The organism is Rhodoglobus vestalii (assembly GCF_006788895.1).
Lineage (GTDB): Bacteria > Actinomycetota > Actinomycetes > Actinomycetales > Microbacteriaceae > Rhodoglobus > Rhodoglobus vestalii.
This window is the reverse complement of sequence record NZ_VFRA01000001.1, coordinates 1,914,799-1,935,368: the sequence shown is the minus strand read 5'-3', so window position 1 is coordinate 1,935,368 and position 20,570 is coordinate 1,914,799. Positions and strand designations below refer to the sequence as shown.

General features: G+C 58.9%; 28 protein-coding genes and 1 tRNA gene. 8 read left to right on the top strand and 21 right to left on the bottom strand.

Annotated features, from left to right (window positions below; all coding sequences use genetic code 11):
• Positions 1-37: 37 nt before the first annotated feature.
• Positions 38-520 carry a MogA/MoaB family molybdenum cofactor biosynthesis protein gene (locus tag FB472_RS09475; protein ID WP_141990695.1) on the bottom strand — a complete coding sequence of 161 codons (483 nt, stop codon included), beginning with the start codon at positions 518-520 and terminating at the stop codon, positions 38-40.
• Between the two features lie 288 nt (positions 521-808).
• On the opposite strand from FB472_RS09475, the gene FB472_RS09470 reads away from it, so the two are divergent.
• Positions 809-1,843, top strand: a complete 1,035-nt coding sequence (locus tag FB472_RS09470; protein ID WP_141991533.1) for a TerC family protein — start codon at positions 809-811, stop codon at positions 1,841-1,843.
• A 3-nt stretch (positions 1,844-1,846) separates the two neighbouring features.
• On the opposite strand, the gene FB472_RS09465 is transcribed toward FB472_RS09470, so the two are convergent.
• Both FB472_RS09465 and FB472_RS09460 read right to left on the bottom strand, forming a co-directional pair.
• Entirely contained in the window at positions 1,847-2,302 is a 456-nt protein-coding gene (locus tag FB472_RS09465; protein WP_141990694.1) for a nuclear transport factor 2 family protein, read from the bottom strand.
• Between the two features lie 440 nt (positions 2,303-2,742).
• A complete protein-coding gene (locus FB472_RS09460) occupies positions 2,743-3,087 on the bottom strand; it encodes a hypothetical protein (protein WP_141990693.1) in 345 nt (114 codons plus the stop codon).
• A 99-nt stretch (positions 3,088-3,186) separates the two neighbouring features.
• Here FB472_RS09460 and FB472_RS14695 point away from each other — a divergent pair, with 99 nt between their 5' ends.
• Positions 3,187-3,303, top strand: a complete 117-nt coding sequence (locus FB472_RS14695) for a zf-TFIIB domain-containing protein (RefSeq protein ID WP_141990692.1) — start codon at positions 3,187-3,189, stop codon at positions 3,301-3,303.
• A 13-nt stretch (positions 3,304-3,316) separates the two neighbouring features.
• Here FB472_RS14695 and FB472_RS09450 read toward each other — a convergent pair whose 3' ends face one another.
• From FB472_RS09450 to FB472_RS09400, 11 genes are all read right to left on the bottom strand, one after another.
• Positions 3,317-3,859, bottom strand: coding sequence for a hypothetical protein (locus FB472_RS09450; protein ID WP_141990691.1), 543 nt, complete (start codon positions 3,857-3,859; stop codon positions 3,317-3,319).
• 446 nt (positions 3,860-4,305) lie between these two features.
• Complete coding sequence (locus FB472_RS09440; RefSeq protein WP_141990689.1) at positions 4,306-4,650, bottom strand: hypothetical protein; 345 nt, start codon at positions 4,648-4,650, stop codon at positions 4,306-4,308.
• On the bottom strand, positions 4,650-5,033 hold the full coding sequence (locus FB472_RS09435) for a hypothetical protein (protein WP_141990688.1): 384 nt from the start codon (positions 5,031-5,033) through the stop codon (positions 4,650-4,652). Before FB472_RS09435 ends, FB472_RS09440 begins: the two co-directional genes overlap by 1 nt.
• 194 nt (positions 5,034-5,227) lie before the next feature.
• Complete coding sequence (locus tag FB472_RS09430; protein ID WP_141990687.1) at positions 5,228-6,091, bottom strand: phage major capsid protein; 864 nt, start codon at positions 6,089-6,091, stop codon at positions 5,228-5,230.
• 171 nt (positions 6,092-6,262) lie between these two features.
• On the bottom strand, positions 6,263-6,748 hold the full coding sequence (locus tag FB472_RS09425) for a hypothetical protein (RefSeq protein WP_141990686.1): 486 nt from the start codon (positions 6,746-6,748) through the stop codon (positions 6,263-6,265).
• Positions 6,745-6,942 carry a hypothetical protein gene (locus FB472_RS09420; RefSeq protein WP_141990685.1) on the bottom strand — a complete coding sequence of 66 codons (198 nt, stop codon included), beginning with the start codon at positions 6,940-6,942 and terminating at the stop codon, positions 6,745-6,747. Before FB472_RS09420 ends, FB472_RS09425 begins: the two co-directional genes overlap by 4 nt.
• Positions 6,939-7,223, bottom strand: a complete 285-nt coding sequence (locus FB472_RS09415) for a hypothetical protein (RefSeq protein ID WP_141990684.1) — start codon at positions 7,221-7,223, stop codon at positions 6,939-6,941. The genes FB472_RS09420 and FB472_RS09415 overlap by 4 nt, the downstream gene beginning before the upstream one ends.
• Positions 7,216-7,476 carry a hypothetical protein gene (locus FB472_RS09410; RefSeq protein WP_141990683.1) on the bottom strand — a complete coding sequence of 87 codons (261 nt, stop codon included), beginning with the start codon at positions 7,474-7,476 and terminating at the stop codon, positions 7,216-7,218. Before FB472_RS09410 ends, FB472_RS09415 begins: the two co-directional genes overlap by 8 nt.
• A gap of 57 nt (positions 7,477-7,533) precedes the next feature.
• The gene (locus FB472_RS09405; RefSeq protein ID WP_141990682.1) at positions 7,534-8,190 is read right to left on the bottom strand and encodes a hypothetical protein; all 657 of its coding nucleotides are present in this window, start codon (positions 8,188-8,190) and stop codon (positions 7,534-7,536) included.
• A 4-nt stretch (positions 8,191-8,194) separates the two neighbouring features.
• Positions 8,195-8,356 carry a hypothetical protein gene (locus tag FB472_RS14045; RefSeq protein ID WP_170192076.1) on the bottom strand — a complete coding sequence of 54 codons (162 nt, stop codon included), beginning with the start codon at positions 8,354-8,356 and terminating at the stop codon, positions 8,195-8,197.
• 89 nt (positions 8,357-8,445) lie between these two features.
• The gene (locus FB472_RS09400) at positions 8,446-8,646 is read right to left on the bottom strand and encodes a helix-turn-helix transcriptional regulator (protein ID WP_141990681.1); all 201 of its coding nucleotides are present in this window, start codon (positions 8,644-8,646) and stop codon (positions 8,446-8,448) included.
• Positions 8,647-8,729: 83 nt separating this feature from the next.
• On the opposite strand from FB472_RS09400, the gene FB472_RS09395 reads away from it, so the two are divergent.
• Both FB472_RS09395 and FB472_RS09390 read left to right on the top strand, forming a co-directional pair.
• Entirely contained in the window at positions 8,730-9,383 is a 654-nt protein-coding gene (locus tag FB472_RS09395; protein ID WP_141990680.1) for a helix-turn-helix domain-containing protein, read from the top strand.
• On the top strand, positions 9,383-10,516 hold the full coding sequence (locus FB472_RS09390) for a tyrosine-type recombinase/integrase (RefSeq protein ID WP_141990679.1): 1,134 nt from the start codon (positions 9,383-9,385) through the stop codon (positions 10,514-10,516). Before FB472_RS09395 ends, FB472_RS09390 begins: the two co-directional genes overlap by 1 nt.
• A 37-nt stretch (positions 10,517-10,553) precedes the next feature.
• Here FB472_RS09390 and FB472_RS09385 read toward each other — a convergent pair.
• Positions 10,554-10,643 (bottom strand) — tRNA-Ser (locus FB472_RS09385).
• A 36-nt stretch (positions 10,644-10,679) separates the two neighbouring features.
• Entirely contained in the window at positions 10,680-11,156 is a 477-nt protein-coding gene (locus FB472_RS09380; RefSeq protein ID WP_141990678.1) for a hypothetical protein, read from the bottom strand.
• Between the two features lie 131 nt (positions 11,157-11,287).
• On the opposite strand from FB472_RS09380, the gene FB472_RS09375 reads away from it, so the two are divergent.
• The 4 genes from FB472_RS09375 to radA all read left to right on the top strand — a co-directional run bounded on the left by FB472_RS09375 (position 11,288) and on the right by radA (position 15,072).
• The gene (locus FB472_RS09375) at positions 11,288-12,946 is read left to right on the top strand and encodes an FAD-dependent oxidoreductase (RefSeq protein ID WP_141990677.1); all 1,659 of its coding nucleotides are present in this window, start codon (positions 11,288-11,290) and stop codon (positions 12,944-12,946) included.
• Positions 12,947-13,048: 102 nt separating this feature from the next.
• Positions 13,049-13,351 (top strand): rhodanese-like domain-containing protein, encoded by a 303-nt coding sequence (locus FB472_RS09370; RefSeq protein ID WP_141990676.1) that lies wholly within the window; start codon positions 13,049-13,051, stop codon positions 13,349-13,351.
• A 2-nt stretch (positions 13,352-13,353) separates the two neighbouring features.
• Positions 13,354-13,662, top strand: a complete 309-nt coding sequence (locus FB472_RS09365) for a metal-sensitive transcriptional regulator (protein ID WP_141990675.1) — start codon at positions 13,354-13,356, stop codon at positions 13,660-13,662.
• A gap of 54 nt (positions 13,663-13,716) precedes the next feature.
• Entirely contained in the window at positions 13,717-15,072 is a 1,356-nt protein-coding gene (radA, locus tag FB472_RS09360; RefSeq protein ID WP_141990674.1) for a DNA repair protein RadA, read from the top strand.
• A gap of 30 nt (positions 15,073-15,102) precedes the next feature.
• Here the strand turns inward: radA and FB472_RS09355 are convergent, their stop codons facing one another.
• The 5 genes from FB472_RS09355 to FB472_RS09335 form a co-directional block, all read right to left on the bottom strand.
• Positions 15,103-16,209 carry a DUF2510 domain-containing protein gene (locus FB472_RS09355; RefSeq protein WP_215730425.1) on the bottom strand — a complete coding sequence of 369 codons (1,107 nt, stop codon included), beginning with the start codon at positions 16,207-16,209 and terminating at the stop codon, positions 15,103-15,105.
• 205 nt (positions 16,210-16,414) lie between these two features.
• The gene (locus FB472_RS09350) at positions 16,415-16,819 is read right to left on the bottom strand and encodes an SseB family protein (RefSeq protein ID WP_021810639.1); all 405 of its coding nucleotides are present in this window, start codon (positions 16,817-16,819) and stop codon (positions 16,415-16,417) included.
• 12 nt (positions 16,820-16,831) lie between these two features.
• Entirely contained in the window at positions 16,832-17,446 is a 615-nt protein-coding gene (locus FB472_RS09345; protein WP_021810638.1) for a hypothetical protein, read from the bottom strand.
• Between the two features lie 26 nt (positions 17,447-17,472).
• Positions 17,473-17,976, bottom strand: coding sequence for an amino-acid N-acetyltransferase (locus tag FB472_RS09340; protein WP_141990672.1), 504 nt, complete (start codon positions 17,974-17,976; stop codon positions 17,473-17,475).
• A gap of 95 nt (positions 17,977-18,071) precedes the next feature.
• Positions 18,072-20,549: an ATP-dependent Clp protease ATP-binding subunit gene (locus FB472_RS09335; protein ID WP_021810636.1), complete on the bottom strand. Its 2,478-nt coding sequence runs from the start codon at positions 20,547-20,549 to the stop codon at positions 18,072-18,074.
• Between the last annotated feature and the right edge of the window lie 21 nt (positions 20,550-20,570).

Below are 20,570 nucleotides of genomic sequence, written 5' to 3'. Positions count from 1 at the left end.
GCTGGCGTGACGACGTCTAGTGGTCGCCGCGGTCCTTCTAGTGGTCGCCGCCATCGAGTTGGTCGACAATATGCGGGATCAGGGGCAACAGCACCGCTAAGCCTTCCTCCACCGCCTTCACTGAACCGGGAAGATTGGCAACAAGCGTGCTGTCGCTGATGCCCGCGAGACCCCGGCTCAGAACCGCCGTTTCCGTGTTGCGGGCTCCGTCACGGCGGAGTGCTTCGGCGATTCCAGGAAGTTCGCGGGTGAGCAGCGGGCGAGTTCCCTCGGGGGTGAGATCCCGCGGCGCAATCCCTGTGCCGCCACTGGTGATCACCACACGCGCTCCGGACTCAATGGCGGCGCGAATGGCACCGGTGACGGAGTCGATGCCATCCGGGATCACCGTCAGCGTCGCGCTGTAACCCTGTTCGTTGAGCAACTCCACGGCGCGCGGCCCCGACAGGTCGGCGCGCTCTCCGCGTGAACTCCGATCCGAGACGGTGATCACCGCCACAGAGGTTGAATCACCCAGCATGCTCCGATTGTGAACCATAGCCTCCACCGTAAAGCAGTTGATGAAAGATGGCGCCAATCGCAGTGGCGTCTTGGTGGGCAGTCGAACCGTGTTAACTGCGAGTAAACCCCCACTGCAGCGCAAACCATTGCGCAAACACCGGAAATGTGTTTCAGTAATTCTCGGAGGGGAGTAGTCCCCGCGAGGCTCATCGTCATTACGGTCGTGCAATCACGGCTCGGTGCAGCCAGGGCTCGTTTCGAGCTCGACAAGACCTCCAGAATGAACACTATTCTGGAGGCACTAAAAATGAACGTTCCGCTCTGGGCTTGGCTCACCGTTATCGGTGTGATTCTGGTGATGCTCGCGATTGATTTGATTGCGCACCGCACCGCACATGTCATTGGGGTGCGCGAAGCCGCATCGTGGTCCGTCTTCTGGGTTGCCTCCGGCGTGACCTTTGGTGGAATAGTTTGGTGGCTGTTTGGGGCGGAGTTCGGTCAGCAGTACTTCGCCGGCTTTGTTATCGAGAAGTCACTCGCGGTCGATAACGTGTTCGTCTGGGCGATCATTTTCAGCGCGTTTGCGGTACCGCCACAATTCCAGCACCGAGTGCTATTTCTCGGCGTTCTGGGTGCGCTCGTGTTCCGCGGAATCTTTATCGCGGCCGGCGCAGCCCTGATCAGCAGTTTCGGTTGGGTGCTCTACGTGTTTGGTGCATTCCTGGTGTTCACGGGAATCCAGATGCTTCGTAAGCGCAACGAACATTACAACCCAGAAAAGTCGCGGGTTCTGAAACTGTTCAGGAGCCGCGTGCCCATGACCGATGCGTTCTATGGACAGAAACTTGTGATCCGCAAAGCGGGCGTCTTGCTTGCTACCCCACTCTTGGCAGTTCTGGTGCTGGTCGAAGTGACCGACATCGTCTTTGCGGTCGACTCGATACCGGCAATCTTTGCCGTCACCAGCGAACCTTTTCTGGTGTTCACCGCAAACGCGTTTGCCATCCTCGGCCTGCGAGCAATGTACTTTCTTCTGGCAGACCTCATGCACCGCTTCATCTACCTGAAGGTTGGGCTCGCCATCTTGCTCGTGTGGGTCGGAGTCAAGATGCTGCTCCTTGAGTTGTTCTACATTCCCACCACGGTATCGCTCGGCGTCATCTTCGTTATCCTCGCTACCTCAATTGGCGCGAGCCTCTGGGTAACCCGCGGTCAGCCCCGCCACGTTATTGCGCCCCCAACGGGCGGCGGATTCCGGATGGCGACCGACGAAGAACTCGCCGAAGTCGACCCGCCGCGATCGGCCCGGTCTCGTGCCCGCATCAGGCAGCTCATCAGGTAGCGCTCAGGTCGCGGCGGGGATGATCTGGTGCACGAAACGCGCCTCCGTGATGATGCGCCGTCTCGCGAAAACCCAGCGGCCGTCCTCGCGCACATAGTCGTCGTCGTAGCGAATGAGGAAGTTATGGCTCAGGTCGAACGGCAGCCTGTCGTTCTGATGAAAGTCTTCGTAGATGTGGTGGGCGACGCAATACACCTCGCCCGTGGCCTTGTCGCCATCAAGGAAGACCTGCTGAGTCGTGACGGAGTGCAAGGTCTTCTTGTAGCGCTTCAGCTGGTCTTCCGGAATCCGCACAACATCTTCCAGCCCTCGCGGCGCCGAAGTTCCGCTCTCGAAGACGATCCCCTGGGAGAACAATGCCCGCCACACCTCGACATCGTTCTTGTCGAGCGCCATCGCGTACCGGTGCGACAAATCTCGAATCGCTAGTTCGTCCATAACGTCGTCGATCGAATTCACGGCACCACTCTCTTCTGATTCGAAACTGCTCTTTCTGAAGCGTCGACAGCACACTACCAGCCGCCTGTTTCACCCTGGGCAAACACCGATGCCGGGAGTGAAAAAACCCCCTAACTTCCATCTATTTACTGGGAAGTTGGGGGCTTTTCTTTGGCGGTACCGGTGGGATTTGAACCCTAATTCGGGCCTTTTGACTACGCGGCTACCCCTCTACTTCCCACTGTTTACGGGCTTTTTCAATCACGTCAGCACAACTGAAATAGGGTGATTTTCTGCCAAGTGTTGCCAAATTGTTGCCACGTCGCGGGCATAAGTAATGCCCCCGCTCGGATGGATGCCGTCGAGCGTAACGGCGTGATGGTAGTGCAACACTAAGAACCGGAATGGTCTGGCGATAACCATTTGCGTGCCCGAAAGTTTGGGGTCATACGGACAGATCGTTAGTTCAGGATCGCGTCGGCAGATTCAGTGACCTCACCATTCTTGATGGTGACGAAGCACACCATCGATTTCTTGTGTGTTTTATCGCCTGACTTGTAGGTCACTTCACCGTTTGATGCCCACATTCGGTTGTTGTCGTCTAGCGAACTCGTGCCGCCTGTTTCAAACATTGCCTCTGACAAGTCGAAGGTTTCCACGTCTGAGAAGTCCCAGCTCTTGATGTCTGGCCTTTGTTCTTTTGCGTCACTGATGCACGCTTCGCGTGCTACCGACTCTCCACCCGCGGCGCAGGCGGTGAGCCCCAGCACGGATAGGGCGGTTATCGCTATCGCTAATCGTTTCATGGCGTCACCCTACAACTCCATAGCGATTTTCGCTCATCCCAGATAAGGGGGCTTCCATGGCCGCCGGTCTTGCAAGCCCTAATCTAAATAGGGTTATTTATGCTTGACGATCTACACACACCGAATTGTGAGCGGTGCCTCCTGCGGATGAATGCCATCGAACGTAACGGCGTGGTCGTCTGGCAGTGCCCACAGTGCGGCCTCGTGAGACTGTAACGATGACCTGTAATTACTGCTCGCGGTCGCGGATCGCGTACCACCGGTGAGCGATTCCACTGAACGCGGTGATCTCTTCTTTGCTCAGGCCACGCTCCTTAGCCATCTTGGTCGCCCGATACCAGACTCGACCGTACTCAGCGGCCTCAGCCGTGCTCGCATCGCCAGTAGCGGGAGGGATGGGGTCGTAACGCTCGGGCGGCTTACGCCGACGAACCGGGGCAAGGGTAGGAAGTCCCGCACCCTTGCGAGCCATATCGAGCCACGCGAGAGCGTCAGCCTCTACATCCGCAAACGCTGCGTCGATCTCATCCTGAGTGACTAGCCGAATCACAGACTTAAGCGTCAGCCCGTTGGCGCTCTTCGCGAGACCGACGACTATCGCGTGAGCTGGCTTACCGTCGCCACCGGGCACCAGAACACGCGTTCCGTGAACAGGCACACTTGGCAGATGCCACTCATAGACGTAGGCGAATTTCTCATCAATTGGCCGATCGCTGGTCAATTCTCTGAAGTTCACGTTTATCAAAACCGGCTTGCGCTTGAACCATCCCATAGGGGTGAGAATACCTCTTTGGACACTAGCAAGTTACGACTGCCAGAATTCTGGGTTACGCACATAAACGACAATCGTCGTTTACAGGGTGCAAAACTATTACCGGATTCGGTAATATCAACGCTCCCGCGCTTCCAGCGCCCGTTCTCACGCTTCCTCGCGTCGGACAGCACGAGCGCCGTGCTCATCGCCTGCTGACGACCGGGCGCCGCCAGGGGTGCGCACTGAGCGCGTACCCCTGCGAGTCGGTGCGCTGTTCGACGTGGGGCGTGCACACTGTGGACACCCTCCCGTGATGAGTAATGCCCCCGGCACGATCTCCGAGGGCACTACGTCGACGCTGGTAGGTCATAACCAATGAAAGGGAACCGGCTCGCTACCATCCATCCGCACCGGCGGTGAGGTTCACGCCGATATCCACCCGCTAGGGGCGGAATCCTTCAGGCTCAATCAATTTGAGTTCGCGCATATTCGAGGCGTTCCAACATCGCGCCACCAGACCCACCACCAGGCAGACCGAGTTCGCGCATCCGTGGCAAGTCGAGGCGCTCCAGCTCATGCGGCCCAGAGTGCAACACGATCCCAGCTTCAAGAGCCCACGCATCCGCTGCACACTTCCACCGATTGAACGGGCCAAACTTTACACGATCACCAACGGGCAGGCCGTGAGACTTCAACCATTTTTTAGTCAATGCCACCGACTGCCAGACGCGAGCTTCACGATCCATAAGCTCGGCAGGGATTGCCCCTACAGCCGTCAACGGTGTTTGAGTTGTGCGTAACCGAGGCATTAGAACCCACCCGCCGTCGACCAACGCCGTTTAGCGGTAGCGCTCGCAGATGAGCCACGCGGCGACTTCATGCCTTCGCCAACCTCGGCCCCCTCAATGTTGAGCTGAACCGCTAGGCGAGCATATGCGGCTTGTTGCTGCCGTAATTCAGGCACCGCACTATTCAGAACCCGCTGCCCTTGCGAACCTTCGAGCATGATCCCGTCACGCTTGATAGCCACCGATAGTTGGTCGATCGTGTCGAGCGTCCTGCACACTTCCACGAGCAGATCGGTCTCACGAGCATCGAACTCCAGCTCAGTCTGAACCGTCACCCAAAACGCTTTGCCACGCTTACCGATACCGGCAGGCACCGGGGGAACATTGCTCCTACTTCCAGCCATTATCTAAACCCTTTCAATCAAAAAAACGGAACTCCCTAGCCACAATCTCAAGCCTCCCTATCGCTCGGCATCGAAACACCCTCACCGGCGGGTTGCCGGGAATAGGTCGACCAGAGACCCCTGGGAGGGGTGTTGAGGGGCTCGGTGAGGGGTAGAGGCTCACGGTCGCGGTGACTGTGAGCCTCCACGGTTGTTTAGGTTGCGGAGAGCTTGACGCGGGCGAGACTCTTGGCGTGTGGGTATCCGAAGGCGACTCGTGCGATTCCTCGAACGGCAACTGAGTCGCTGTCGAAGAACACGCTGCGGTCTACCTCTACGCCGACATCTTTTCGGAGCACAACAAACGTTCGTGACTTGTCGATGCCGATGACGGTTCCTACCGCTACCGATGAACTGGTGAACAGGGGCGCGCCGGCGAGCCTGCGGGTGGTTGGGCTTGTCGCGTCGGGCGAGAGTAGCGGCTCGTTTGATCCCGTTTCCTTTTTCAGCTTGGCGAGTAGTTCCGCGTCGACTGGGTTGGCGATGAAGCTGGTCAGGTTCCCGCCGAGCGCTTCGACCTTAAAGATTGCCGAGGTGAACGGGTCGGAGTCTGCCCATGTGGTTGTGCCACTTTCGGTGGTGACGAGTGTTATCGCACCGTCTGCGAATGCCCCGATGCCCTTTGGGGGTACTCCGGTACCGTCTGCGGTTCCAAAGAATGCGGAATCGATCCCAGTGGCGATACTTCGGGCTACGGACTCACCGACCACCCGCGTGGCTTCGGGGCTTGAGTCATCGACGAGTTCAGAGCTGAGCTTCGAGAGACCGGCAATCTTGCGAGGTCGCACTACCTCTTCGCCGGCGGTTGCGTCGGAGAGAGAGATATCGGCGTTTTCTGCATACCAACCTGCGCCAGCTTCGGCGGTAATGGTCGGGATGCGAAACTCGTTATTCGCGGTGATCACGACGGTTGCGACCTGGAGGGCTACCGACATTTGAGAGGCCGTAGCGATGAGAAGATCTCCGAAGTCTGACGGGAGATAACTCTTATTGAATGGGGAAGTTGTAGACGATGCCATGATGTTTTTCCTAACTCTGGCGGGTGCGCGTGATTGCGCTTGAATGAGTGGAAGCGAGAGGATCAACCTCAATCGCTGGTGCCCGCCGGGGGCTAGGTGTTCAGATACGGCACCGGGCCGGGTGAACTGAACAATTCCAATTCTACCCGATCCGGCACCGATTGTCTGGTTTTACTGGGAGAGGAGGTCACTCCACTTTGGTTTGTCCTGTGCTGGTGCTGCCTGTCGTGGGCCTTGATCGCCGGTGCCAGCAAAGCGGGAGATTCCTAGAGTTTCGCGGGTTTCCTTTATTGCGTCGTTCACGGCTTCGGTGTTCACGGTTCCGTCATCGTTGAGTAGGTCGGCGACGGTGTGGCCGGTTGCCCATACTGCCGATGGTTTCATTCCATCGCTGGTGATGTGTCCGTCGATGATTTGTCGGCGGAGAGATTCGACTGTCGCGTTTCCGGTGTCGCGTTCGGATTCGACGGTGCGGAGTCGCTCACGATATTTTGCGGCTTCCTTGCGGGCTTTCGTGACTGCCCCGCCGGTGTTTTCGGTGTCGTTCGTTTCTGTGTTGTTGTCTTCCACCGGGCTATCTGGTGTGGGGGAGTCGGTAGGTGTGGGCTCTGTTTCCGCTTGCCCTGCCGTGTCGGTGTTTTGTGTTGTGTCGGTCATGATTTGGGTTCTTCTTTCTGAGTTGTTGATCTGATGTTTTCGAGGATTTCGTCTATCTCGGTCGTGAGGTTGACGGCAAACTTGCGTAGTTGTTTTAGTGGTTCTTCTGCGGCACTTGCGCGAAGTTCGGCAATGCGGCGTGCTGCGCGTTCTTGGCGGAGTGCATTCAATAGGCGTTCGTTATCTTCGCTCATTCGTTTCCGTCTGCATTCTGCTCTTGTAGGAGTGCTGCGCGGCGCACGTATTCGAGTGCCCCCTCGCGGGTCTCGCCCAGCGTTACGAGTGCACCGGCGGCGTGCCAGACCAGGGCGGCGGCAATATCGAGCAGCAGGGCGTGGTCGTTTAGCTCACCGAGTGCGCTGCGTGGGTCAGCATCATCGTTGGTGAGTGCGTCGGTGACAAGTGCGAACGAGGCTCGGTGAGCTTCGAGCACGCGGGCCGCGATTTCTTCATTCATGTTTCGTTGCTTACCCATTAGTTCGTTTCCTTCTTTTTGAGGTTGTTTGTGCGGTATCGTTTCCCGGCCCATAGCCTGCCTTTGGCCGATCAATCTCCGCGTATTGGGAGCAGAGATCAAACAGTGGGCAGGTGGCGCAGATTGATGCGCACACGTCGACATCGTCGCTTGAGAGGTCGTCGGCGGTGAAGAGATCGAGGCCGGAACATTCCGGTGGGTTGTCGATCATCGCCAGACTTAGACGTTCGTAGGCTGCGCTGGCGCGGGTCATGGTGTCGCCTCCGGGTCGCAGTTCGGATGCCTAGAACTCTCAGAATCTTGACGTTCATTAGCTGGCCTTCCTTTCACGAGCACAACTGCTACAGCGCTTGCCTACCGTCATGCCGTGGCTGCAATAGCCCGGATCACTTACCGGGATCGCAACTACTGGCCACGAGGTCACAGGCATAGGTTCGTCTTCCACTTCCCCTGTCACAGTGTTTATGTTCAGTTCTTTCGTTTCAAGAACTTCCTTATCTCCGCTGCCTTTGCCTTTGCCTTCGCCTTTGCCTTTGCCTACGTGCGGGCGAACGTCACGCGTTACGTCACGCGTTACGTTCTCCGTGAAGGTGGGTTCGCTCATGCCCAGAGCCTTGGCCAGCTTTGAGCGTTCGCGCTCTCGATAGTCGCGTGCACGCTTCAGCCCGTTGGCTTTGTAAGTTGCTACCTGTGAGGCAGTGCTTTGACCTAGTGCGCCGTCCCAGTCGTCGAGGTGGTACCCGTCGTTAGTTGCTGCCCAGAGGCCAGCCACCTCCATTTCGTTGAAAGCGGCTGGCTGTTCTCCATCCGGGTGCAACATGCGAAGGTAGCGCTTTGGGATTACTCCGTCGGTGCCGTTCTCAGCACTCCACATGAGGGCACCGGTGAACACGCGCCACGATTCGTCTGAGAGCGCGTCAAACCTCATGGCGTTAAGCCATTCGCCCTTGATCCTCGCGTCGGCCATCGGGTTACGCCGTTGCTGTGATGAGGTAGTCGGCGCGGTTGAGGCTTCCACCTACTGTGTGCTGGTCGCCGTTGCAGAGTGTTTGCATGTCGAGGTCGTTGGGGCTGGCGGTGTGCCCGATCCAGTCGATGACGGGGCGAACGGCTAGAGTTGATACTGTCTTCATGATTCGTTCCTTACTTAGTCGTTGGGTTTCTGAATCAATGCCGTCAGCGGGATTGCAGTCCTTGCTGGCGGCTTTTTCTTTGCGCTGAGTCATACGGCCTCCAGTGCGGTGCCGAATCGGGCGCTGTTCTCGATCCACTCGATGACTTCCGATTCGACGTAGATAACCGTCTTCGGGGTTGGCTTCCGGTAGCGCGGTCCTTTGCCGGTAAATCTGAGTTGGGCGAGTGCGCCTTTGCTCATGCCAGGGATTAGCTCGACCACTTGATCGGGTGAAAGATACTTGCTCACTTCTCATCTCCATTCGATTACACAAACTTAGACTTTCTGTGTCTACGTTTACTATACACAGAATCGGCTGTAGTGTGTAGCGCATGCCTGAAACTGTCTCTTATAACCCTGGTGAGCGAATCGCCCACTATCGGAAACTCGCAAAGCTGAGTGCTGAAGAGCTGGCGGAGCGCGCTGGTTTCGGACTCACGCGGTCGATAATTGCGAACCTCGAGAACGGGCGGAAAGAAGATTTAACAGTTCGTCAGCTCATAGCTGTAGCTTTCGTGCTTGGCGTGACCCCCGCTGCTCTGGTCTTCGACCTTCTTGACCCTTACGGATACTCAACGCTGATCGAAACTGAAACCGACACGATCCAGACACAGAATTGGTTGGCCTATAACTGGTTCGGTGGAGAGTTCACTCCTTCTGAGCTGGTAGTCAAAACGCTGAGCGAAGACGCGGTCGATGCTCCTGCGCTCGAAGACGACAATTGGACAGTTCACTATCTACTTAAGCAACGCGCGTCTTTGCTTTGGGCGCTTGGTGCTCAGACTTCACTTTTATCGGAGATGGAGACGAATGCAAGAGCGCACGGCTCTTTTTCGCAGTTGCTCGAATTCGCTGAGTACAAGGATGCGAAGGCCAAGATTAGAGACTTTTCAGCCGAGCTGTACTCCATCGACGGTCAGCTTCGGAGTAAGTACAAGGTGCTAATTGATAAGCCCATTACCCACCCACGCTCACCCTTCGACTGATGGGTAGCGTTCACGCTTACGATTCGGCCACTGGCAAACGGTACCGAGTCCTTTATCGCAAGCCAGACCACGGCCAGGGGCAGAAGCGCGGCTTCAAAACTAAGCGGGATGCTGAGCTGTTTCTAGCGTCTGTCGAGGTGTCGAAAGCTAAGGGTGAGTTCGTCGATGCGAGCGCGGCACGGTCCACGGTCGACGCTCTCGGTGTGGAGTGGTTGAAGAATCAGACGCACTTGAAGCCGTCATCGTTTCGGCCTGTCGAGATTGCTTGGCGGCTGTACGTTCGGCCTGAGTGGGGAAAGCGTGCGGTCGGAGATATTCGGCATAGTCAGGTGCAAGCGTGGGTTAGCCAGATCAGTGCCGATAGGGGCGCTACGACGGTTCTACGGGCCTACGGTGTGCTGGCCTCAATTCTTGATGCCGCGCTGGAAGATAGACGCATTAGCGCCAACCCTGCGCGTGGTGTGAACCTGCCAAGGAAGACAGGAAAGAAGCGCGTCTACCTGTCCCATGCTCAGGTGCAAGCTCTTGCGGATAATGCCAAAGATCGCGGCACACTGATTTTCTTTCTGGCTTATACGGGGCTTAGGTGGGGTGAGGCTACCGGGCTTAGGGTGCGTGACCTAGACGCGCTCAGGCGGCGCGTAGTGGTTAACGAGAACGCTGTAAATGTCGGCGGTCGGATCATTGTGGGCACGCCAAAGAGTCACACGGCCAGAAGTGTTCCTTATCCGGCGTTTCTGTCTGAGCCGTTGGCGCGTGAGTGCGAGGGCAAAGACCGCGCTGCATTGTTGTTCGGAAACGGTGTCGATCATGTACGCCTGCCAGACTCCCGGCGCGGATGGTTCGTGGGAGCGGTAGTGAAGTCCCAGACGGCTGACAAAACCTTCGAGCGGGTCACAGTTCACGATCTGCGGCACACTGCTGCGAGCCTGTCGATTAGTGCCGGCGCGAACGTTAAGGCGGTTCAGCGGATGCTCGGTCATGCGTCAGCGGCCATGACTTTGGACACCTACGCGGACCTGTTCGAGGATGACTTAGACGACGTTGCGACAGCGCTGGATCAGGCTAGAACTTCTGCAAGTGTTGCCAATTTGTTGCCAAATGGCGATATCGGGAAGCGGAAAACCCCCTAACTTCCTTATGTTTACTGGGAACTAGGGGGCTTTTCTTTGGCGGTACCGGTGGGATTTGAACCCACGGTGCGCTTTCACACACACAACTTTTCGAGAGTTGCACCTTCGGCCGCTCGGACACGGTACCGGAAAAGAGTTTAGTACAGATACCGGTGGGGCGGGTTCACTGGTTTTTGCGCATCCACGAGACCGTGTGAATTGTCAGTGCGGCGGCGAGACAGAGTGCACCAAGGTTGCTGACGCTGGGAGAAACCACCTGCACCGTAGAAATGAACGCATAGTTTTCAAAAGGCACATTGCCTGTTCCGTAGAGTTGCGAGGATGCCCACAGTTGCGCCGCCAACCCGGCATACAGTGCAGCGACACCCAGTGCCCACAGCACGTAGATCCACGGGTTGCGTGCAAGACTTTTTGTCCGCTTGGGCGGCGAGATCTCGGTGAGCGCACCACCGGCGCCCAGGTAGTGCGCCTGGGGCGAGAGGTCTGGCTCATCTTCCGGCACCACCGCATCCCCCCGAAGGGCGTCGACTGCGCGTGCCGCCCGAATGGAATCTGACTGAGCGCCGCGATCGACCTCTGAGTAGCCGCGTTGAAAAGCAGGATCGAAACGGGGGTCAATGTTTTTGCTGCTTTTTGCCACGAGGCTCCCTTAGTCGTTTTCCATCGTAGGCACTCCACTTCGAAAAGTTGCACATTCTTTTCAGGCGCGGATGGGTAGTGACGTTGGATCATAACTGGCGCCCCATATACCCCATTGGGTATCGTTGAGGCATGTCTACCGCCAACGCCACTCCCGCCCGCCGCCGCATCCTCGTGATCGGCGGAGTTGCCGCCGGAATGTCCTTTGCCACACGGATGCGCCGTCGCGACGAGCACGCCGAAATTATCATCTTTGAGCGCAGCGGTCACGTCTCCTTCGCCAACTGCGGGCTCGCCTACTACCTCGGCGGTGTCATCACCGAACGCGACGATCTGCTCCTACAAACCCCGGCCAGCCTCGGCAGTCGCTTCGGCCTCGACGTGCGCGTCAACCACAACGTCACCGCCATCCACCCCGACGAGCACACCATCACCGTTCACAACCACCTCGACAACACCACCACCATCGAACCCTACGACGAACTCGTCATCGCTACCGGCGCAAGCGCCATCATCCCCCCGATGCCCGGCAGTGAGCGGATGCTCCAGCTGCGCAACATCGAAGACGTCGATGCGCTCGATGCCGCCCTGGGCGCGCTTGACCCCAGCACGGCAAATACCGTCGTTTTGGGGGCCGGGTATATCGGCATCGAGATGGCCGAAAACCTCATCGCTCGCGGCCTCAGCGTCACACTCGTGCAACTCGACCCCAACATCCTCCGCACCTTTGATGTCGAAATGATCACCCCGATCGAAGCACACCTGCGCGCGCACGGCGTAGACCTGCGCATCGGCACGGCAGCCATCGCAGTGCACGACACCACCGTTGAGCTCAGTGACGGCAGCGCCGTGGCCGCCGACGTCGTCATTGCCGCCGTGGGGGTACGACCGGAAAATGCTCTCGCTGTGAATGCTGGGCTCACTGTGGGTGCTGGCGGCGGCATCCGGGTGAATGCCGGCTACGAGACCAGCTCACCCCATATTTATGCCGTCGGTGATGTTGCCGAAAAGATCGGTGCCATCAGCGGTGAGCCAGGACTTGTTGCACTCGCTGGCCCCGCCAATCGGGATGGTCGGTACCTCGCTGACACCATCGCCGGCGATGCGGTGCACTCCCCACCCGCCCTCGGCACCGCCATCGTGGGAGTCTTCGATCTCACCGCCGCGAGCCTCGGCTCAACCGAGCTAGCGTTGCGAGCAGCCGGCCGCAACATCCGCGTCATCCACACTCACCCGGTCTCACACGCCGGCTACTTCCCCGGCGCCGAATCGCTCTCGATCAAACTCATTGTTGACGCCGACACCGACCTCATCCTGGGTGCCCAAGCCGTCGGCCGAGATGGTGTAGATAAGCGAATGGATGTTCTCGCCACCGCCACCAGCGCCGGCCTCACCGCCAGCGCCCTCGCCGACCTCGAGCTCGCCTACGCCCCACAATACGGGTCAGCCAAAGACCCCATCAATCACCTCGGCTATGTTGCCCGAAATCTGCGCGACGGCCTCAGCGCCTCGGTTCAGTGGCACGAAACTGACGCGGAACTTGCGGCAGGCAGCGTTCTGGTGGATGTTCGAACCGCCGCCGAATTCGAGCGCGGCGGAATCCCGCACGCCATCAACATCCCCCTCGATGACCTGCGCGGCCGGCTCAACGAACTCGGCGACCGACGGGTAATTGCCCACTGCCAGGTTGGGCAGCGTGGCCACACTGCCGTGCGCATCCTCAGCCAGAATGGTTTCGACGCCGCCAACCTTGATGGCGGTTACCGCACCTGGATGGCAGCAATGGGCTAAGCCGTCGTCGCCCCGGCCCCACCCGCTCACCCGCTCACACCCGCTCACTCCCGCTCACTCCCGCTCGCCACCGAACACTAACCGCCGCAAGGAATAGACACCATGAACACCATTGACCCCAAAGCCCTCTCCGAACTCACCAACCCCGTCATCATCGACGTGCGCGAACCCGTCGAATACGTGGCCGGGCATGCGCCGACCGCCGCAAGTATTCCCCTCGGCGAACTCATCGCCCGCGTCGAGGAACTCGACCGCGACAACACCGTCTACATGATCTGCGAAAGCGGCGGGCGCAGCGGCCAAGCGGTCGAATGGCTAAACACTCAAGGCTTCGACGCCGTCAATGTTGAGGGCGGAACCTCCGCCTGGCGCAACTCCGGCCTGCAGATCACGAAAGAGAGCTAACTATGACCGCTAGCGCCGCACCCGCCGAGGCCCGCACCGGGCACGATCCCGAAGCAATGCGCAAAGTGATGAATCGGCTCAAACGTGCAGAAGGACAGCTTCGCGCGCTCACCGAATCCATCAACTCCGAATCGAACTGCAAAGACGTCGTAACCCAGCTCGCCGCCGTCAGCAAAGCGCTCGACCGTGCCGGCTACCTGATCATCGCCAACGCCCTCCAATCGTGTGCCATCAATGACGCGGATGGCGAAGGCAGTCACGACGGAATGTCATCAGACGATATCGAGAAACTTTTTCTCAGTCTCGCGTAGCGACGGTGTGGCCGGTTAGCTCACGCTGTCAGTCGCCACACCTAGGGTTGAAGCATGGCCCGAGCTGTAACAAATTTTCGCTGCACCGAGTGCGGCTGGTCGAGCATCAAATGGGTGGGCCGCTGCGGTGAATGTCAGCAGTGGGGCACCGTGATTGATGCCGCCGAGGCCACCGGAATCTCCAAGCGAGTCGCCACCGTCGCCGTTGCCGGCTCGAGTGCAGCCCAAGCCATCACCGACATTGGCGCCGAATCTGTCGCCCACTGGCCGAGCGGCATCAACGAATTCGACCGGGTGCTCGGCGGAGGTGTTGTTCCCGGGGCCGCCATCCTGTTGAGCGGCGAACCCGGCGTCGGTAAATCGACGCTGCTGCTCGAAGTCGCATCGCGGGCTGCGGCATCCGGTCAGCGCGTGCTCTACGTCACGGCCGAAGAATCCGTCAGCCAGGTGCGGCTCCGTGCCGAACGCACCAACGCCCTGCACCCCTCACTCTTTCTCGCAGCCGAAACCGATCTCGGCACCATCCTCGGCCAGATCGATCACGTCAAACCGCAACTTGTTATTGTCGACTCCGTGCAGACCGTCGCTTCCGCCGCCACCGAAGGCATTGCCGGCGGGCCATCCCAGGTGCGCGAAGTAGCCTCCACCCTCATCCGCATCAGCAAAGATCAGAACCTTCCCGTGCTGCTCGTCGGTCACGTCACCAAAGATGGCACCATCGCCGGGCCCCGCCTGCTCGAACACCTCGTGGATGTCGTGCTCCAGTTCGAAGGCGACCGCCAGACAGCGCTGCGCTTCGTGCGCGCGCACAAGAACCGTTTCGGCTCCACCGACGAAGTGGGCTGCTTCGAGATGACCGGCGAAGGCATCGCCGAAGTTGCCGACCCCAGCGGCCTCTTCCTCTCCCACACACGCCGCCCCGTCAGCGGCACCTGCGTCACCATCGCCCTCGAAGGTCGACGAGCCCTCCCGGTTGAGGTGCAAGCCCTCATCGTCAAATCGCAGGCCCCCCAACCGCGTCGCGTCGTCAATGGCGTCGACGCCTCCCGGGTTGCCATGCTGCTGGCGGTGCTTGAGCGGCGAGCGGGAATTCCCCTCTCAGGGTTCGACGTGTACGTCTCTACCGTGGGCGGCATCCGCGTGACAGAGCCGGGGGCTGACCTCGCGATCGCCCTCGCCATTGCCAGTGCTTACAAAGACAAAGCGTTCGCACCAGCGATGGCTGTGGTCGGCGAGATCAGTCTTGCCGGAGAAATTCGGCCAGCGTCATCAGCAAAACAACGGCTTGCCGAGGCCGCCCGACTCGGATTCGGTACCGTACTCGACTCGGAGGCCGGTCACATTCGCGAGGCTCTGCGACTAGCATTCGCCGGCGCCGTCGACGAACGCGTCGAGATCCCCGAGTTTTGAGCAACAAGACAGAGCAACGCGACCGAGCGGTTAGCCGAACAGGGTCCAGAGGCCCCAGTCTTCTACACGCCAGCTAATCCAGCCATTCTCACGCTGCAAGCTCACCAGAATTGAGTCGCGCTGACCGTTGGCGGGCTTCACAGCACGACACGTGAATGTGTCACCGACGAGCAGTGGCGGCGTGGTGGGGCAGTCCAGCTCAATGCCGGCACCCAGTGTTGCCGCCTGCGCCGCTACGGACTGCTCAATCTGATCGCTGAAAGTCTGCGGAATCACTGAGATGATCAGGCCCGGAAGAATAAGCATTCCGATCACCAGCGAAACCACGGCACCAGACCAGGTAGCGATTGGTGCGAGTCCCTTACCGGTTTCACGCATTGTGCGGATGCCGCGAATCACCAAGTAGACCGGTGCGGTCAAGAAAGCCCACACTCCACTGGCGGGACGTTTGTGGCCCCACACCTGCAAGAGCAGATTGTCGTAGGCGGCGAGGCCGAGAACAACAACGTAGGGCGCTATCCACACCACGAGCAGCAGCGGCAAGTTGTCACCAAGGCCCGCGATCGCAATGAGGAACATGCTGGTGAGCAACTGCAGAAGTGGCAGCACCGCAATCAGCCAGACGGCCGGATTGTAGGTGCGGTGTTGGCGAATCTCGCGCTTTGGCGCATCTTCTTCTTCGGCATACGCGCTCAGCGTTGATGCACCCGGCATCGAGTTTGCGTGGCCCGCAGCCGACCGGGGAAGAAGTTGGGGATCATCAGCCTCTTGTGTTGTCTCGATCGGCGCTTCAAGCTCACGAAGCGTCATCGCCAACAGCGGTTGTGCACTCAGTTCGTCGTGGACTGGCGCAGTATCGGGCTCAGGCTCACTACGGGTTTCAGTAATGAGGTAGTCGCTGGATTCGCTGCGTTCTTGATCACGATCGCGCTGATCGCGCTGATCGCGGCGCGAAGGAAGTTCATCTTCTTCGTCATCATCGGCAAAAGCCAACTTGGTCGTCGGCTGCACGATAATAGGGGCACGAGCATCTGAGGTGTGCTCGGTCCAAGCCTGGGCATCCCACCAGCGCAACTGGGGCAAGCCCAGTGGGTCTGGGTACCATCCCGCTGGCACACCGAAACTGTTGTCATCCACGCTGAATAGAGTAACCGGCACAGACACGCTATAGAAAGCCCCTATTAAAACATTGCTGTTCGGTCTTAGCTGGATGTAACCCGAAAGAGTGCCGAAATGGGTCCAAAATCACCAATTTGGGGGCGTTTGCCCCCTGAACTGGGTGGTCTACCCCTGCACCCGCCGAATGAAAATTTATATGGTTGTGACCGCGGTGGGCGAGCAATCACACCAGCGTGAGGGCATCGACGATGTCATCCGGCGATGCTTGCATACTGTGCGGGCCCGCAACGTCAAACCAGACCGACTCTAAAACCCCACGATTGGTCTCGAGGAAACCCAGCAGGTCTTCTGCCCGATAGGCCACCACCTGATGGTCTGTTTCTTCGGGCAGCATTGCAACGTAGGTGTCAACCGATGAAAACAGAAGCAGCATGTACTTATCGGCATCCCCGCGCCGGAATACGCGAACCTGCGCTTCGTCATCGACCCCCTCGCTGAGCATGGGCACAATCACTCGGTCGTTTCGAAGCGCTAGGGCCACCAGAACGGGGTCACCACTTTCCAGTGCCTCCGCAAGCATGGGCGAGCTGAATTCGGCACTCTGTGCCGCTGAGGATGAAGAGTCCATAACCAATCCGGGCTAGTTCAACAGGAACTGTTTGGTGCTCTCTGAGACGATGTCCCCCACCGAGACCTCAAGGTGGTAACTCGCGCCCTCAGCCGTCACCACGGGGCGATCCGACTCGCACGTGTCAGATGCCGAACGGGTGCGATCCCACTCGATCGAACTTGACTGAACGGGCACGCCAGGCTGAAGAACAATGGAGCGGGCTTCTCCCGCCGTCTGGCAGTGCTTCGAGTTCCAGATTTCGTCACTACCGCTAGTGACTACGAACTCTTGGATGTCGCTGCCGGCCTCGATCGTGCACGGCTCTGTCATGGTGCTCTTGAGCGAGAATGACAGCTGCGGCTGCTGGCCCGAGTCGTAGGCTGTGGCGTCCGTGATCGCTTCGAGGGCAAGTTTGGCAGGATCGCAGACCGTTGAGACAGTCGAATCGGTGGCGGCAGGAGCGTTCGACTCTGCGGTGGAAGTTTCGGCCGAACCAGAAGCGTCAGGGTTTGACGATGCTTTGGGACCGAAGACGATCAGCAAAATGATCGCGATCACAGCAACAAGCCCTAGCCCGACAATCAGGCGCCGGCGCCAGTAGACGCTGCTTGACTGCGGGCCAACCGGAGTGCGAAAGCTCGACATACCGTAAGGCTAAGCGTCTATTGCCTCTAAAGGCGCTTCAGCATGCGCGTGTTGCCGAGGGTGTTGGGTTTCACGCGGGAAAGATCGAGGAATTCGGCCACACCCTCGTCGGGCGACAGAGAAAGCTGTGCAAACACGGCAGGGTCAACGAGTTCTTCGTTGACGGGCTCAAAGCCATGGCGCGTGAAGAATGCCGTCTCGAAGGTGAGGCAGAAGAGGCGCTGAAGACCGAGGGTGTGTGCATCCCGCTCGATGTGTTCGAGCAGCACATGACCAACACCCTTACCCAACCATTCGGATGCCACAGCCAACGTTCGCACTTCGGCAAGATCATGCCACATCACGTGCAGGGCGCCGCATCCGATCACTCGACCATCAGGGGCCACCGCTACACGAAACTCTTGCACAGCTTCATAGAAGACGACGAGGTCTTTGCCGAGAAGAATACGTTCGTTGACGAGGGGCTCAACGAGGATCTGGATTGCCCACACGTCGGCTGTTGTGGCGGGGCGCACACGGAATGAGGTCACGAAGTAACGCTAGTGCCCGGCACGCCTGTTAACGACGAAGTGGCTGGGGCACCCTATTTGGTGCGCCCCAGCCACTCATCGTTCAACCGTGAGGTTTAGGCTTCGACCTCGGCGGGTTCCTTTTCGGGGAGCCCAGGCTGGCGGCTGGTCGTGAAGATGAACTCGTTGTTTACGAAGTCCACATGCACGTGGTCACCCGCGTTGAGCTCGCCGTGCAGAATTTTCTCGCTCAGTGCATCTTCGACCTCGTGCTGTACTGCGCGGCGGAGGGGTCGCGCACCGAGGGCGGGGTCGAACCCGATATCGATGAGACGCTCCTTGGCAGGAACAGCGAGCTCGACGGTGAGGTCGCGGTCCATCATGCGCTCAGAGAGACGCTTGATGAACAGGTCGACGATCTGCAGCAGTTCTGCCTTGTTGAGCTGCGGGAACACGATGGTCTCATCCACACGGTTGAGGAACTCAGGCTTGAAGTGCTTCTTGAGTTCTTCAACAACCTTGCCGCGCATGCGGTCATAGCTTGTTGCCGTGTCGCCTTCAACTTGGAAGCCCACGGGGCCCGCGGTGATGTCTTTCGTCCCGAGGTTGGTGGTCATGATGATGACGGTGTTCTTGAAGTCGATGACGCGACCTTGACCGTCGGTCAGGCGGCCCTCTTCGAGGACCTGCAGGAGCGAGTTGAAGATATCCGGGTGAGCTTTTTCGATCTCATCGAACAGCACAACGCTAAACGGCTTGCGGCGCACTTTCTCGGTGAGCTGGCCACCCTCTTCGAATCCTACGAATCCGGGAGGGGCACCAAACAGTCGAGATACGGTGTGCTTTTCGCCATATTCACTCATGTCGAGCGAGATCATGGCCGACTCGTCGTCGAATAGGAACTCGGCGAGCGCCTTAGCCAGCTCCGTTTTACCCACACCGGTCGGGCCGGCGAAGATGAACGAACCACTCGGGCGGTTGGGGTCTTTCAGCCCGGCCCGGGTGCGGCGAATGGTCTTGGAGAGAACCGAGATGGCTTCCTCTTGACCGATGACGCGCATGTGCAGTGCCTTCTCCATGAAGATGAGTCGGCTGGACTCTTCTTCGGTGAGCTTGAACACGGGGATACCGGTGGCAGCCGCCAAGACTTCGGCGATGAGGCCTTCGTCTACGATTCCGCTCGAGCCAACGTCGCCTGACTTCCACTGCTTCTCGAGGCGCAGTCGCTCCCCAAGCAGCTTCTTTTCTTCGTCACGAAGGCTGGCAGCCTTTTCAAAGTCTTGGCCTTCGATTGCGCCCTCTTTTTGGCCACGAACTTCGGCGATCTTCTCGTCGAATTCCCGCAGTTCGGGGGGTGCGGAAAGGATGGAGAGGCGCAAACGTGCGCCCGCTTCATCCAAAAGGTCAATTGCTTTGTCTGGCAGGAACCGGTCGGCGACATAGCGGTCGGCGAGGTTCGCGGCAGCAACGATTGCACCGTCGGTGATGGACACCTTGTGGAAGGACTCGTACTTGTCGCGGAGCCCCTTCAAGATGTTGATAGTGTGCGGCAGGTTGGGTTCGTGCACCTGTACCGACTGGAAGCGACGCTCAAGCGCGGCATCTTTTTCGAAGTGCTTGCGGTACTCGTCGAGAGTGGTCGCACCAATCGTCTGAAGCTCGCCCCGGGCCAGCAGTGGCTTGAGGATGGAGGCGGCGTCGATTGCGCCCTCAGCGGCACCGGCACCCACGAGGGTGTGGATTTCGTCGATGAAGACAATGATGTCGCCGCGAGTGCGGATCTCTTTCGTGACTTTCTTGAGGCGCTCTTCGAAGTCACCACGGTAGCGGCTTCCGGCGATGAGCGAGCCAAGGTCAAGCGAGTAGAGCTGCTTGTCTTTGAGCGTTTCGGGTACGTCACCGTGAATGATAGCGAGCGCGAGTCCTTCAACAACAGCGGTCTTACCCACGCCGGGCTCGCCGATAAGCACAGGGTTGTTCTTGGTGCGACGGGAGAGGATCTGCATAACGCGTTCCATCTCCTTCTCGCGGCCAATTACGGGGTCGAGCTTGCCGTCACGAGCCGCCTGAGTAAGGTTGCGGCCGAACTGGTCAAGTACCTGCGAGCCCTTGTCGGGTGTCGCGTCGTTTCCGCCAACGGCAACCGCTTCTTTGCCTTGGAAGCTGCCGAGGAGCTGGATCACCTGCTGGCGCACCTTGTTGAGGTCGGCGCCGAGCTTGACGAGAACCTGGGCGGCAACACCTTCACCCTCACGGATGAGGCCAAGCAGAATGTGCTCGGTGCCGATGTAGTTGTGGCCGAGTTGCAGCGCTTCACGCAGGCTCAGCTCAAGAACCTTCTTGGCCCGCGGGGTAAAGGGGATGTGGCCGGTCGGCTGCTGCTGACCCTGACCAATAATGTCTTGCACCTGCTCGCGCACAGAGTCGAGTGAAATGCCCAGCGACTCGAGTGCCTTCGCGGCGACTCCCTCGCCCTCATGGATGAGGCCAAGCAGAATGTGCTCCGTGCCGATGTAGTTGTGGTTGAGCATCTTGGCCTCTTCTTGGGCCAACACGACTACCCGACGGGCGCGGTCGGTAAATCTCTCAAACATCTTTTCACTCCTTTGATACCG